The organism is Flavobacterium chungnamense, assembly GCF_039539165.1.
GTDB classification, from domain to species: Bacteria; Bacteroidota; Bacteroidia; order Flavobacteriales; family Flavobacteriaceae; genus Flavobacterium; species Flavobacterium chungnamense.
This window is the reverse complement of the sequence record NZ_BAABCS010000002.1, coordinates 92,051-106,809: the sequence shown is the minus strand read 5'-3', so window position 1 is coordinate 106,809 and position 14,759 is coordinate 92,051. Positions and strand designations below refer to the sequence as shown.

Below are 14,759 nucleotides of genomic sequence, written 5' to 3'. Positions count from 1 at the left end.
TTAGTAAAATCTATACAAATTTAAGTACTATTTCAATATTTCAAACCATTTTTGCTTTATTACATCCCAATCAAATGATTCAACTGTATTTTTTGCATTTATTGTAATTTTTTCTCTTAAAATTACATTATTAAAAATTTCAACAATTGCATCGGTCATTCCATCAACATCACTATCACCAACTAAAAGTCCATTTTCATAGTCCGTTATCAGAAATGGCATTCCTCCAACGTTGGTTGAAACAATTGGCAAACCTAATGCCATAGCTTCAATAACACTTATAGGAGTATTATCAAAATGTGTTGTATTAATAAAAACATTATAATCTTTAGACAATTCAACCCATTTTTCTTTGGTTAATTTTCCTGTAAACTTCACATCAACATTTAACTCTGATGCATATTTTTTACAATCATCAATAAGGTTTTCCTTATCAGGACCAACCATTGTTAAATTTGCATTTGGAAATTCTTTCTTCAGATTATACAATACATTTATTGCCATTTTTGGGTTATATATTTTAGAAAAAGAACGAACCCATAACAACCTAGGTACATTATATTCTCTTTTTAAGAAATTATATTTATCAATTTCAATAGTATTTGGAATGTAAATTAAATTTTCTGAATATTTTACTTCAAAAACTTTCATCAGATAAGCAGAAGGTGCTGATACTATATAAGCATTTCTAAACAGTAATTCACAAAGGAATGGACTTTTTTGCAATCGATTTGGCAAATCTCCACCATGAAGTTTCGCAATATATTTTACTTTAAAAATTCTACATAATTGACTAATTACCAGCGCATAATAGAAATTTTGAGTACTATAGGTATCAATCAAAACATAATCCACTTTTTTAGAAAACCATAAAGTAGATAAGATCATGTCTAAAAACCTAAGAACCTTATTCTTTTTAGAAGAAGCATAGAACACTTTAAAACCTTCAACTTCTAGAAAACTACCTAATGTTTCTATAGATGTTGCAGTATTACCGTGTTTTGATAACTTGTTCCCTATGTAAAGCAACTTTTTCATCGTCTATGAATCTAATTTTTAATAAACAAAGAGCATAAATAAAAGATGGAGCTGCCGTTCGCATAGCAGCGTGATTTATAGTTAGTATCCAAAAAGCTAAAAAGCAATACATATAGATATGCCGTTTATTATCTAAATATAAGAATATTGGTGTAAAAAACAATATTAATAAAATCAGTATCCCTAATGAACCGTGCTCTCCCAACAATCTTGTTAATTCATTGTGAGAAGCAACAACTTCACCGGTTTGTTCTAATCTATATTCTGTTCCTTTAGCAACTCCGATACCAAAAAAAGGGTTTTCTAAAAACGCATTGATTTCTGATTCAGCTATTTGCTCTCTACCAGAAAAATTGCTCTCTTTTTTTCGACCTAACGCATCTTTATTTTGATATCTTTTTCCAATTAATCCTCCTGTTTGGTCTTCAGTATAAAACCATATACCGACTAACACTGCCGTTAATATAACAATTAAATAATTTAGTTTTACTCTTCCTTTATATTCTGAATTAATGTAAAAAACAACCAACAAAATAATTATCATTACAATACCCGTAATCATTCCTCCTCTAGAAAATGTTAATAAGCCTCTGTAACTTATATTAAGTACAATTAAAATATTTATTAAAAATAAAAATTTAGTTCTTGAAGCAACAATAACTCTTGTAAAAAAAATAAACATACCTAAACCAAGTGCTGTAGAAACTTGATTTGGACCAAAACCACCAGAAGTTTCTACATTGGACACAGTACTTGTAACAATCTCCTTAATTTGGGGAGTAAATAAAATTAAATAAGTTGCACAAGACAAAATAGGCAAACCCATTACAAGTAAAATATTATTAATTTCTTCTATTCTTATTTTCCGATTATAACAATAAAGTGAGGCAAAACCGAGACATAATGGACCAGAAATATTAAATGAAATGGTTTTTCTAATATCAGCAGTAGCTAAGTTTAAAGTCTGTGTTGCGATTACAATTCCAGGAACGAGTAGTATAAGATAAATCCAATAAGGAATTGCATTTTTGGAAAAACCACTATAAAACATTCCCAAACAAATAAAGAAAATTATTCCATATTTAGAAAACTCATGATTGGGATTTCCATGAGTCATCCTCAAAAAAACCTCACTTCCTACAATATAAGCGCAAGCATAAAGCACTTCATTATTCTTGTTTTGAGTTTTTATTATATAGTAAACGCTAACTATAAACATTAATGCACCATAAATTTTAGAAATAAATGGCACAGCATAAATGAATACTCCAAGCGCAATGTGGATGAAAACTAAAAAAAGGTAATTCTTCTCTTTATTTTGCATACTATTTGGTTTTTACCCAACTTATAAACTTGTTTAGAACTGCTTCTTCTGAATTATTTTGTTGAATGGTTTGGTATAAAGCATTACCTAACTTTACTCTTAATTCATCATTTTCTATCATTGCAATCAATGCGCCATAAAATTGTTCTGCATCAAACTTTGGGACAATAAATCCATTTTCATTGTTTATAATAATTAACGGAATTTCTCCAACTTCGGTAGAAACAACAGGTTTTCTGTTCAATCCATATTCTAACAAAGCAACTGGCAATCCTTCGGATTGAGAGGTTAAAATTGCAATTTCAGATTGTTCGATTATATTTTGAGTATCGTTCTTCGAACCATAAATAAAAACATGATTTTGCAAAACGTTTTCTGCAATAGCAGTTTTTACTTTACTTGAATAATCATCATTAAAATCTTTTCCTACCAAATGAAAAGTCCAATCTGGATGAGACAACTTCATTTTTTTAGCAACATCTATCAATAAAAAATGATTTTTTTGGAATCTTAAATTAGCTAAACACAAAATTCGTTTCTCAGTTTTACCAAAAAGCTCAGTTTCATTCAAACCATTTTGTGAAATACTTGTAAAATTTGCTAAATAAATTACTTTTTTACAATTCAATTCTCGTTCAGCCCAATTTTTTAATTGATAATTTACAACTATAATCCCTTCAAAAAAATAGGAAGCAATTTTTAAAGCTAATGATTTTCTAGCATTTAAAAATTCACTCAAACCATTATGATCATGCCAGATAATTTTGATTTTAAACAAAATCAACTTCAACAAAAAAGCAGTAAAAAAAGAACTGCTATGTGCTTGAACATATTGAATATCATTAGATTTACAATATTTTTTTAATTTAAAAATTGCAGAAAAATCAATCGTTTTTTTTCTGTTTAAAAATAAATAAGGAACATTAGAATTTATTTGCTCTTTTAAACTTCCTTCTTTTCTAGTAGTTACTAATCCCGAGAATGCTACTTGATTTGAGAGGGCATTAGCATAATTGACTGCCATTTTTTCGGCACCACCTATATCTAATGAATCAATAATTTGTAGAATTCTCATGCTTTTAATAATTTTTCTATTTCGCTTTCAAATTTATCAATTGTAAAGTTACGAGACCAACTTATTGCCGCATTTATTTTAGTATTGTACAATTCTTGATTATCAACACACTTTAAAACTAAATTACAATCGTATTCTAAATCTTCTGAAAGTAAAATCCCTCTTTCTCCATTGCCGAGCATATTGGGAACGCAAGATACTTTTGAAGCAACTGGAAGACAACCCCAAAACATTGCTTCAGCAACAACTTTTGGCCAGCCTTCACTTTTAGAAGGTAAAATCAAAAAATGGCTTTGCTGATAAATCAACTTCATGTCATCACGGCTTACATTTCCTTTAAGAAAAACTACATCATTTAAATCATTAATTTGAATATAATTTTCTATAGCCTCCTTTTCCTGACCTTCACCATAAATTGATAATTCAAGATTGATTCCTTTTCTCTTTAATGATTCAACTAATTTAACAGCGTAAATGGGTTGCTTACCTTTAGACAAAGTACCAACAAACAAAAATTGAAGTTTAATATTCAAATTTCTTGCAGTAACGTCTATTTTTTCATCTTCTCTATAAGTTGCTGTAAAAAAAGATTTGATATTTTTAGTTTGATTTTTCCAATCTCCATAAACCAAAACCTGCATATTTTTGGTTAAAAAAGTGTTGCTCAATATCGATTTTTGAATCTTATATGAAAGAGGTTGCTTCGAATTAGAATCCCAATTACCAGCATATTTAGCAGTTTTTGCTTTTTTTGGAAAAAATATTTGAACTAAAGTACCCAATAAACCCATATTTCCTGGACATCTGAGATGAATATGATTACTTCTTTTTATACCATCAAAAATTTTTAAAAATAATACTGGCAAGGTTACTATCGACTTGATTATTTCTTTAAAACTAGTTAATGAAAAAGAAGGTACTTCAATAAATTCAATAGTATGATGCTGGTATGCCTGATGAATCGCTGTCTTGTCTATATGTTTTAAAGGCGCCACTATTATTACTTTATCAACATGTTTTAACCATATATTCATCTCATTCACATAAGGAGCATAACCTAAATACTTATCTTCAGATTGCAAATGAATAACGTGAGTAATGATGCAAAAGGTCATAAACTATTTGATGTTTAATTAATTCATTTATTAAAACTAAAGTTATCCTTTTAACATTTTTAAAATAAAAAACAGAATACCGATAACAAAAACACTATTAAAAAGAACAGTTCGCTTATTCTCGGATATAGTTTTAGCAGCATTTATTGCGTAGAAAGCATAAAAAACTATAGCAATATGCATCCATCTAAACTCCATTAATTTTATAGCGCTTACAATAAAAATAAATAACGAAATAAAATAAAAACTAAGGGTAAAATAAACAGTTTTGTTGACTACTAAATCTTCTTCTTTCTTTTTCAAAAAAGGAAAGAGAATTAAAAAAGGAAAGAGAACATACATATATCTAGATGAAGAATACATAGACATTCCAAACATCCGAAAAAATTGTCTTGTAAACATTCCTGTATCGTTAACTAAAATATCTAAATGATTTTTTGGAAAAATAAAATCCGGATGCTCCTTTTTATATTGAATTATGTCATCACTAGAAAGCCATTGTGTAGTTGGTATTTCACCAGCATCCCATTTTTTTGCCATCAAATAATTCATTTCAAACCATGAAGTACCGGTTTCTTCAGCAATAGTTTTAATGTCTAAAACAATTTTTCCTTGATTTACAATAGGGTTAAAATTAATTAATGCCGTAAATGCAACAAAAAACAAACCAACAAAAATTAATTGCTTTGAAAATAATTGCTTTCTCATTATAAAAACAATACTCAACAAATAAGCAGCTAAACTGATTAAAAAAGTAGGTCTCGAAGTGAATGATAGTGCAAACAGTAATCCAATAATAATAACACTATGCTGCTTTTTATAAAATAAAACTTCAGTTAAAAGTATAAAAGCTGGTAATGCAAATGCAACCGAAATCATGTCTGATGTACCCACAAAATGACAAGACAATACTAATAAAACAGAAGATAGAATATTAAAAACAATCAAGTTACTCACAAAAGGATTCCCTTGAATAAGGTTTGTGAATTTTTGTTTTTTATAATATCTAAAGAGAAAAAGCAATAAGAAAACTGCAGAAATTAAGCTTATTAATCGGTTGGTAAATTGAGCGTCTTGAAAAAATTTATTCAACAATAATCCAAAAAACGCATAGGGCTGCGCTTGAGCATTAGAAACCAAACTAAAACTAAAATCAGAATTAGTATTCAAAAACTCTCTGTAGGCAGTTTCATCAGCATTGGCGCCAACATTCATAAAAGTTTGATTAAAAAAAAGTACTTGTAAATAAGCGTTTATAAACAAAAAAAGCATCGCAAGCATTGTGATACTTTGAGTATTTATTTTAAAAAAAATATTCTTAAATCTATTTATATCAATCATTTCTTTTGGGTTTATTGAAAAGCAAACTAAACCACCCAATAGTTCTACCTAAACTTTCGGTAAAAGCTTCTTTAGGTTTATTGGTAGTAAAAATATTTGTAAATCGGATTAAAGTTAATAAAAAAGCAATAGAATTCCACTTAAATCTTGCTACAAGACTCGGATTTGGATATTTTACTCGCCAAACGTACCATCCGTTTCGCAATACCATTTTGCCATAATTATATTTATTTGGTCTTCCAGAATTATCGTGAAAATGACTTAGTTGCGCTGATGTAGCAATATAATTTTGTCCAAATTGCAGAGCTCTTAGAGAAAAATCGGCATCTTCATAAAGACCATAGCCTTCGAAGTAAGTAGAGAATTTTATATTATAAAAAACTTCTCTCTTAAAGTTCATTGACATGCCAACAATTAAATCAACAGGATATACCTTTGCATTTAAAGGATAATAACATGTTTTTCCATTAGAGAATTCTGGCATTATCCCTGGCAACTCATTAGATCCTAATCCTAAAATATTTCTCAGATAATTTCTTGAAGATTCTTTAATATAGTAATTTTCAAGAGTGTAATATTTAGAACTTTGTTTTACTCCTTTATCATTTACTTTCCATTTGTTCTCATTAATAGCAATACCTCCTACTCCAACCGCATTAGGATTCTCGCTAAAAGTTTTTACAACATTTTCAAAATAATTTTGTTCTAAAACGGTATCATCGTCTAAGAAACAAATGATTTTCATTCCTTCACCAATTTTTGATGTTCCGAAATTTCGTTGACGTGTTAATCCTCTATGTCCTGGAGGAACTTGAAAGTAAATGAGTTTATGAAATTGATTTTGTTCTAAAACAATTTTAGTTTCATAATTAGTAGAACCATCAATTATTAAAATTTCATCAGGATAAAGCGTTTGATTTTTTATTGAATTTAATAAATTCAACAATGGTTTCGCACGCATGTACGTGCAAATAATCAAACAAACTTTAGATGAATTTCCCACAGAAATTAGGGTTTTGTTGCTATAAAGATTAAGTTATTGTAACCAGTTTTTCTATTATACTTCTTACCATACAAAGCATAATATTCTTCAAGTGAATAAACTTCAACATCCTTAAATCCAGCAGTCATTAAGTCGTTTATCAAACCTTTTTTACTGTAGTAATAACCTGGCACTTTATATCCGTTGAAACCTGTATTTCTATTACCTACTTTTTCACCTAAAACAAATGAAAACAAACCTCTAAACTTAAAATAATAAGTCTTAGCAGTTGCACCAACTTGATTATGAACAGTTCCTATAATAGTCGCATAGGGCTTCAATATTTGAAGAGCATTTTTAAAAATTATCAATCGATCTTGTCTTACTGGAACATAAGTTAACATACTATTCAAAATAGTTACCAAATCAAATACATTATCAACTTTATTGTAAGCTTTTGCATCACCAACAATAGTTTCTGTAATGGAATCAATGTTCCATAATTTCAAATTTTCATTACACTTGGCAATCATATTTTCAGAAATATCGGAAGCTACAATCTTTGTTGGATTATAAAACTCTGCAATAGATTCAATTTCTCTACCAGTTCCACAACCAAAAATTTTTATAGATTGAATGCTTCCAACAGAACTATAGCGTTCTTTTGCTTTTTCGAACATAAACTCCTCAAAATCGGAAGCTTTTTTAAGTACTTCTTGAGTAGCAATAATATTCTCTTTTTCCCAAAAATCTTTATTTTCAATCTTCATTTGAATTACTATTTGAAACGTTTTAATAAAACAGAAATGGTTTTCTTATTTTTAACAAAAATAGAATTTAATATTAAATATAATTTAAAAATTATTGGCTTAATAATTACATGTCGATGTGGTGTTCCAAAAGAAATAGTTTGTGTGTTGAATTTGGCTTTAAATTCCATTACGCCTTTAGAACCTCCCATAGAAATATTGTAACCTTTATAACCCAATTCGTATGATTTCTTGATGAGTTCCCAATGCAATAAATAACCTAATTTCAAATCGGGTTTCTCTTTTTTAGTTCCACCAGAAATGTACGTCAAATGATTTCCACAATTTACAGCAAATCCAGCGCCTTTAATAACTCCATCAATTTTTGCTGTTAGCAAATAAGCTCTTTCTTTGGCTACTAATTCTAAAATTGTGGCTTTAAAATCTTCAAAAGCTCTTACCGAATAGTGTGCTTCTTTAGCATTATCTTCAATGACTTTGTAAGCCAATTTACATTCTTCTTCTGTTTTAGCAAAAGAAATTTCAGCAGCATTTTTATAAGATAAATTAACATTTCGTCTTACTTGAACGGACATTTGTTGTAATAATTCATCGGACGAAGTTGTGGTATTAAAAGCAACCCAATTTATACCATAATTACTATAAACATATTTGAAAAGATTGCCTCCTTTTCCAATTAAATTGATTGTATTTAATTTTTGTGATGAATAAACGTGAGGTTCAATTTCTAATTCATTAGAAACTGGCAGACTGTATTGAACGTAACAGCAACTATGTTTTTTGGCTTGAGTAGAAAGTTGCGTTAAAATACGTTCTAATTTATCTTCTTGTCCAGCCGAAACTATTGGTCCATGAGGAACTATATAAAATTTGAAGAAAAAACTTTTAGCAATTACAGCACCATAACCTCCAATAATTTCTTCACTTTCATGAACAATAAAAATCTCGTAATCAAAACCATAAGAAGCATACGATTGCAACCATTGGGAATATATCAAATGACTACCACGATTTTCTTTTAACAGAAATTCGTCCCATTTTTGAATCCATCTTGGTTCTTTGGAGATTAAAAAATTCATTAATTAATAATTCTTGAAGATAACAAGTTGTTAGGATTCTTGATATAAACAACTCCATGAGTATCAATATCAAAAACCGTCTCTTCAAAGATATTAAAATATTCTATGAGTTGAGAAAGTGTGGGATTCCAAATCTTATTTTCTCTTATTTTAAGTGATAAATTCTCAAAATTAGCCACCACTTTATCATCAAAAACACCTTCTTGTTTGAATAGCTTCCCTGAATAATGACTCATATCGACAGAGAAATAAGTATGTGCAATAAAAACACCCGATTCACTTATAAGAGATTCAATATTTTGTGGATTTAAGGCTTTTTTAAAATCAACCATTTCTAAGGTTTGAAATACAAAAAAATCTTTAGTATCAATTCTGTGTTTAAATAAAATTGGAGCAAAACGAGCTACTTTGTAGGGTTTATTCTTCTCTGAATTCCATAAAAATAGCACTTTCAAAACTACCATTAACAAAGGAACTATATTCTTAATCAAAGTGAAAACCTTCAAAAACTGTTTCTTTTTAATAATGGCTCGAGCATTAGCAACAGCGTCAATATAATTTCGAACACGACTTTCATCATTATCAAAATGAAAAATGATATTCTTAAAAAGCATTACGAGTTTAGTCTTAAAAGAAAATTTAGCAATTCCTTTTCGATAATTATTTAGTGTAAATTGAGCCGTATTTAATTGATTAATAACACCAGAAGTAGCTGTTCCTGAATCAATGTAATTCCAAAGAACTTGTATTTTTTTATCTGATAATTGCTTTTCAAAAGTGGTATTTGAAAATTTATTATTTTTATAAAGCGAAAAATTATAAGGCTGAAAACCATGATCTATCCAAACAGGAATGTCATCAAAAGGAGGTTGAAAATTTTGAAAATCTTCAAAACTTTCTGCATCAGATTTTATGGATTGTGACAAGGAGTGATAACACAATTCATGTCCGTCATTTTTCCAGAATTCCAATTCCTTTTTATCATTTTCAAAAGAGGCATTATCATTTCTTTTAGAAAAATGATTTAGAAAAAAACCTTTTGTAGTCTTAATATTCGTTTTTGCAAATAACTGACGTTGTAATTTTAAATTAGGCAAAGTATCATAATCACAATGATCTGTAAAACAAGCTATAGCTGAAAATGGAATTTTAGAACGGCTGATTTCTAAAGCATTTTCTTTTGTGAAAAGCAAACTCGGTTGTTCAATAAAGTTTAGTTTAGAATTAGCTGAAACTAATTTTTTAGTATTTATTATTCCAGTGTATTCGGTTAAGGAATTAGAATATTCTGGATTGAACTTCCATAAAAGAACCTTTTTATTTTTTGGACTAACTTCCCAAATGCCTTTATTAATATTGGCTTGAACTATAAAACCATTGCTAAGTTTTAGAATTTTAGAAGACAAAGAAGCAGCAATTCGTGTTTCATTGACATCAATCCATGAATAATCATGATTTCTAAAAGAAACAATTGGTAAGTCAAAAACAAATTCGATTGTAAATGAATTGGTGTTAGAAGTAATTTGCTGACAATCTACACTTATTTTGGTGCCAAAATCACTTGAAAAACTAACGTTTTCCTTAAATGATGTTGTTAAAATAGTGATTGATTTTACCATTTACTTTGTTCTTTTTCCTAGCTGAACTAATTTTTTTGCATAGAATACCGACTTGTTAAACTGCATCATTCGATAGGGTAATTTTATCAATTTCAATGGAATAGACCATTTACTACCTTTAAAAAGATACATTACAAAATATTTATGCTTGTATTCTACAAATTGTTGAGGCGTAAATTGCTTATGAATTTGATACATAATTGTCGGACTTGGAACTGGGCGAATATTTTTTACTGGCGTATCCAATTCCCATGGTTGCGTTTTACGCTTTTTACCCATAATTTTGGCTTGTGAACCCCAAAAACGGTAACCTCCAACTGGTGGTTTCAAATGCAAATTAGTAGAAAAAGGATTGTATAAAACTGGAACACCAATTTTAGTCAGTGTAATTCCGAAATCACTATCTTCACCATAGCCACCATCATAATTGATATCGTTTCCAACAACTTTGGTTACAAATTCTCTTTTTACACAAGAATTGGCATTACTAAAACTCTGTGAAGCACCAACATACCAACGTTCAAAAGGATAATTATCTAATTTAACTTTCAAATCATCTAAGGTTTGTTTTTGATGATCGGCTTGAATGTCTAAACCATTACAAGCGCCAGCACTATAAGTTTGAAGTAAACGGATATGATTTTCAATAAAATCGGTTTCTACTCTTATATCATCATCTCCAAAAACGATATAATCTCCAGTACACAAATCAATAGCTTCGTTTCTTGCACGACAACTCCCTTTAGTAGTTTGCCATTTAAAAATTACTTCAAATGGATAATTCGCAGGATTATATAATGATTCGTCTCTACTGCTTTCTGGAGTAGCATCAACTACAATAACTTGTGTTGGCAAATAGGTTTGTTTTTTTAAATCCTCCATTAAATTCAAAGTAAAATCTTGACGCATCATAGTAGGAATGATGTAACTTACTGTCGGATTTCCTTTGATTTCTTCAAGCTTTCTTGGTGGAATTACACTCGGAATTGGACGTTGTTTGTAGTTGCTTTTTGCACTTAAAAAAGCTTTCCATTCTGAAGGATTCCACAATCCTTTACGATATAACATAAAAATGGAATGTGCCATTCTAAAATTCTTTCTAAAGAAAACATACCTGTCTTTTGTAGAAATTGTAATGGTTTCTTTTTCTGAAACATCAAACAAACCTTTTACATATAAAGGAATAGCTCCTCTATTTCTAACAGCATTATAAGCAAAATCAAAAGCAGCCAATTGAATGTTATCAAAATCAGTATCAAAACCACCTAATAAATCAAATGCTGATTTTCTAATGGCAAAATTATTTGGATTCAAGCGCCAACTGATACACTCATCTAGATTATCAAAATCATTAATAAACCAAAAGAAAATAAACGTTTGATAAACTAAATCAGGAAAAGCATTTTTATAACCTTGTTCAAAGGAACTATGCCAAATATCGCCATAACCTTTGGAAAGTTCCTCCAATTTTTCAAGATTTGGAGTTCCTACATAAAGGATAACTTCTCCTTGACTCGTTTTGTATTCTTTGAAATTTAAATTCATAAAGAAATTCTGATTATTATTTTTGTATTGTTGGGCCTGCAAAGGTAATTATTTCATTTCCTCTAAACGTAATTGTTTTATATGGATAACCAATTTTTTCAAAAAATTGTTCTAATTTAATATAAGTTGGCTCATTATTTACAATATGATAAGAAGCAATTGCAAAATTTGGTTTAAACTTTTCAATTATTTCAACACAACCTTCAAGAGCTTCTATTTCGGCGCCTTCAATATCCATTTTAATAAAATCAAGTCTCTCAAGGTGCTGTAATTGACTCCAACTATCTATTGTAACAGCCTCTTTTTTAACCAAATTAGCTTGATCGGAAAACCACACTGCAGAAGATCCAACAGTTCCTGCTTCTTGAAAATCTAATTGCGTATTTTCATTCCAAAGAAGTAAATCATAAACTTTCCAATTTTTTGGTAAATATGGATTTAAACTAAAACTTTCTTTTAAAAAATCAATATTGTATTGGTCTGGTTCAAAGCAAAATACCATTCCTTTTTCTCCTACATTCTTTGAAAATAACAAAGCAATATTGCCCACATTAGCACCAGCATCAATTACAAAGTCGCCATCTTTTACTTTATAAAAATGCTGATAATAATCAAAGTCTGCCACTATCGTATATAATCCTTCAATGGTATAAAAACTTAAATCGTTGTAAGTTGTTTTGAAAACAATTTTATCATCTTCGTTTTTAATCACATCAAAATCAACATTTTTAGCCTTGCCAATTCTATAAATTACCAACTTTATTCTTTCTTTAAAATATCCGCTTGGTAATAGCTTTGACAAAAACTTTTTAATTTCTTTCTTCATGCTATTTAGAGATATAATTTGAATAAAACGCCAAAGACTGCTTTGCAACAACCTCAATACTAAATTTTTGCAAAACTTTATCTTTAGCAGCTTTTCCAAAAGTTAGTTGTAAGGTTTTATCTTGCAAAAGTGTTTCTATTTTAGTCGCATAAAGCTCATGGTCTTTGGGATGCACTAAAAAACCTTCTTTTCCATCCTCAATTACTTCGGTTGCCCAACCAATATTGCAGGCAACAATTGGTTTTTGCATTGCCATAGCTTCGAGCCAAGAAACTGGTAAAGCTTCAGCAAATGTTGGAAAAACACAAACAGAGGCATTGTTTATTAGATTTTTTATTTCAGAATAAGGTACACTTCCTAAATAGGTAACATTCTTGAAAGCTTCTTTATCAAAAAGTGGCTGCATCATTTGCCAAACCGATTTATTGTTAGTTATAATGTCTGAGGCATCTCTTCCTACCAACACGAGTTTGGCTTGGTTATTTTTCTTATAAACTTCATTAAAAATTAAGGGCAATTCTAAAGAACCCTTTTTTCTAATTAATGTTCCAAAATACAATATGGTTTGTTCATTACTTAAATTAGAACTTCCTTCAAATTGACTTGTATCTATTGCATTCGGAATTACTTCAAAATCTCTTTTAATACCAAAAACTTCATTGGTTAAATCTCCTGTAAATTTACTTACCGAAATAATTCCATCAGCTCGTTTTAAAGCTCTTTTTTCAAAAAATCGATTCTTTCTTTTTACAGGTCTTTGATCTAAATGACAGAAATAGGTATCACTTCCGTTAAGTCGAAGTACCACTTGACATTTTACATTTACAAATGCTGTGCAACCGGTCCAATCTGGAGCTTCAACGATATCTATTTTATGTTCTGAATACAATTTATTGATTAGTTTTGCTATCTTTAGTTGTGTTAGATAAAACGATAATCCTTTAAAAGAAACATTTTTTAATTTATATATAGTAACACCATTTTCTTCAAATGTTGCTTCTTCATATTGAGCAAAAACGATAACAGTAACTTGGTGACCAAGAGCAATAAGACCTTTGGCTAAATTATAGATACTTGTCCCAATGCCACCTGAAGAACGTGTTGAATGATGCGGATATTCGGGTGTTAAGAAACAAATCTTCATGCTTATGGATTAGTTTTTAAAAGATTTTGCAAAATTACTGCAAATTCAGCAGAAACCTTCTTTCTTCCAAACTTATTGACGTGTATTGCATTGTAAAAATATTTTTTATCGCTCAACAAATCGGAATGATTTACAAAGGTAAACGCTGTGTTGGAATTTACAACTTTAGTTTTATAAATTGGTGCTTGATAAATAATTAATTTAGTGTTGTTGGCATCACAAAGTTCCTTGATTTTATCGATGTAAGGATTGTTCCATTTTAAAGTTATTGTTTTAAAAGGTGTTTCTTTTAAAACTTCATTTGCCGGATAAGAATAATTACCTTTTTCATCAAAACGATTGCGTTTATTAGGTTTCATTTTGGCAACCAACGACGGATAAAAAATCTCAGAATTATAATAAGCTACACCAATCATTGGTAAGTACTTTGAAAATGCTAATGGTTTAAAATATCCGGATTCGAATTTAGAATAATAATCATAAACAAAATCTTCACTAACAAAAGGTAAAAATCGATAGTCATTGGTTCTCAATCCTGGATTTTTAGAAGCCAAATCCCAATGATTCATGGCTAAAACACAATACTTAGCTTGCTTCTTTTGATTGTAAAAATGTTGTAACATCAAATAATTAGAACTAATTCCGGTATCATCTATACATAAATTAATTCCTTTTGTACCAACTAAACTATCCATTTGAATAGTATTAAGACCAGTCAAACCAATACTAGAGCCAATAACAATATAATCGAAGTTGGTTTCTTTTACTTCGTGATATAAAAACTGTGGTTTGTAGAAAGAAGAGTTTCTCAAGAAATATAAATTGCACCAAGCAATAGCATTAAAAAGCAGTAAAGCTATACATCCGTATTGTGCTATTTTGAGTAAAAATCTCTTCATCT

The 14,759-nt window shown here is 29.3% G+C and carries 13 protein-coding genes; all 13 read right to left on the bottom strand.

Annotated elements, in window-relative coordinates; translation table 11 throughout:
- Positions 1-27 precede the first annotated feature (27 nt).
- Entirely contained in the window at positions 28-1,038 is a 1,011-nt protein-coding gene (locus ABD771_RS00345) for a glycosyltransferase family 4 protein (RefSeq protein WP_345088977.1), read from the bottom strand.
- A complete protein-coding gene (locus ABD771_RS00340; RefSeq protein ID WP_345088974.1) occupies positions 992-2,362 on the bottom strand; it encodes an O-antigen ligase family protein in 1,371 nt (456 codons plus the stop codon). Before ABD771_RS00340 ends, ABD771_RS00345 begins: the two co-directional genes overlap by 47 nt.
- A gap of 1 nt (position 2,363) precedes the next feature.
- Positions 2,364-3,437, bottom strand: a complete 1,074-nt coding sequence (locus ABD771_RS00335) for a glycosyltransferase (protein WP_345088971.1) — start codon at positions 3,435-3,437, stop codon at positions 2,364-2,366.
- Positions 3,434-4,552, bottom strand: a complete 1,119-nt coding sequence (locus ABD771_RS00330) for a glycosyltransferase (RefSeq protein WP_345088968.1) — start codon at positions 4,550-4,552, stop codon at positions 3,434-3,436. Before ABD771_RS00330 ends, ABD771_RS00335 begins: the two co-directional genes overlap by 4 nt.
- Before the next feature lie 42 nt (positions 4,553-4,594).
- A complete protein-coding gene (locus ABD771_RS00325) occupies positions 4,595-5,767 on the bottom strand; it encodes a hypothetical protein (protein ID WP_345088965.1) in 1,173 nt (390 codons plus the stop codon).
- Positions 5,768-5,885: 118 nt separating this feature from the next.
- A complete protein-coding gene (locus tag ABD771_RS00320; RefSeq protein ID WP_345088962.1) occupies positions 5,886-6,896 on the bottom strand; it encodes a glycosyltransferase family 2 protein in 1,011 nt (336 codons plus the stop codon).
- A gap of 5 nt (positions 6,897-6,901) precedes the next feature.
- A complete protein-coding gene (locus tag ABD771_RS00315; RefSeq protein ID WP_345088959.1) occupies positions 6,902-7,645 on the bottom strand; it encodes a class I SAM-dependent methyltransferase in 744 nt (247 codons plus the stop codon).
- Positions 7,646-7,653: 8 nt separating this feature from the next.
- Entirely contained in the window at positions 7,654-8,724 is a 1,071-nt protein-coding gene (locus ABD771_RS00310; RefSeq protein WP_345088956.1) for a lipid II:glycine glycyltransferase FemX, read from the bottom strand.
- Entirely contained in the window at positions 8,724-10,343 is a 1,620-nt protein-coding gene (locus ABD771_RS00305) for a hypothetical protein (RefSeq protein WP_345088953.1), read from the bottom strand. Before ABD771_RS00305 ends, ABD771_RS00310 begins: the two co-directional genes overlap by 1 nt.
- A complete protein-coding gene (locus ABD771_RS00300) occupies positions 10,344-11,888 on the bottom strand; it encodes a glycosyltransferase family 2 protein (RefSeq protein WP_345088950.1) in 1,545 nt (514 codons plus the stop codon).
- Between the two features lie 16 nt (positions 11,889-11,904).
- Positions 11,905-12,714, bottom strand: coding sequence for an FkbM family methyltransferase (locus ABD771_RS00295; protein WP_345088947.1), 810 nt, complete (start codon positions 12,712-12,714; stop codon positions 11,905-11,907).
- A 1-nt stretch (position 12,715) separates the two neighbouring features.
- The gene (locus ABD771_RS00290) at positions 12,716-13,858 is read right to left on the bottom strand and encodes a glycosyltransferase family 4 protein (RefSeq protein WP_345088944.1); all 1,143 of its coding nucleotides are present in this window, start codon (positions 13,856-13,858) and stop codon (positions 12,716-12,718) included.
- Between the two features lie 2 nt (positions 13,859-13,860).
- Positions 13,861-14,757: a hypothetical protein gene (locus tag ABD771_RS00285; protein ID WP_345088942.1), complete on the bottom strand. Its 897-nt coding sequence runs from the start codon at positions 14,755-14,757 to the stop codon at positions 13,861-13,863.
- Positions 14,758-14,759: the final 2 nt, after the last annotated feature.

Excerpts from the sequence above, each read along its gene's own strand:
- ABD771_RS00345 (WP_345088977.1), bottom strand. The coding sequence starts at position 1,038 with ATGAAAAAGTTGCTTTACATAGGGAACAAGTTATCAAAACACGGTAAT.
- ABD771_RS00340 (WP_345088974.1), bottom strand. The coding sequence starts at position 2,362 with ATGCAAAATAAAGAGAAGAATTACCTTTTTTTAGTTTTCATCCACATT.
- ABD771_RS00335 (WP_345088971.1), bottom strand. The coding sequence starts at position 3,437 with ATGAGAATTCTACAAATTATTGATTCATTAGATATAGGTGGTGCCGAA.
- ABD771_RS00330 (WP_345088968.1), bottom strand. The coding sequence starts at position 4,552 with ATGACCTTTTGCATCATTACTCACGTTATTCATTTGCAATCTGAAGAT.
- ABD771_RS00325 (WP_345088965.1), bottom strand. The coding sequence starts at position 5,767 with ATGAATGTTGGCGCCAATGCTGATGAAACTGCCTACAGAGAGTTTTTG.
- ABD771_RS00315 (WP_345088959.1), bottom strand. The coding sequence starts at position 7,645 with ATGAAGATTGAAAATAAAGATTTTTGGGAAAAAGAGAATATTATTGCT.
- ABD771_RS00310 (WP_345088956.1), bottom strand. The coding sequence starts at position 8,724 with ATGAATTTTTTAATCTCCAAAGAACCAAGATGGATTCAAAAATGGGAC.
- ABD771_RS00305 (WP_345088953.1), bottom strand. The coding sequence starts at position 10,343 with ATGGTAAAATCAATCACTATTTTAACAACATCATTTAAGGAAAACGTT.
- ABD771_RS00300 (WP_345088950.1), bottom strand. The coding sequence starts at position 11,888 with ATGAATTTAAATTTCAAAGAATACAAAACGAGTCAAGGAGAAGTTATC.
- ABD771_RS00295 (WP_345088947.1), bottom strand. The coding sequence starts at position 12,714 with ATGAAGAAAGAAATTAAAAAGTTTTTGTCAAAGCTATTACCAAGCGGA.
- ABD771_RS00290 (WP_345088944.1), bottom strand. The coding sequence starts at position 13,858 with ATGAAGATTTGTTTCTTAACACCCGAATATCCGCATCATTCAACACGT.
- ABD771_RS00285 (WP_345088942.1), bottom strand. The coding sequence starts at position 14,757 with ATGAAGAGATTTTTACTCAAAATAGCACAATACGGATGTATAGCTTTA.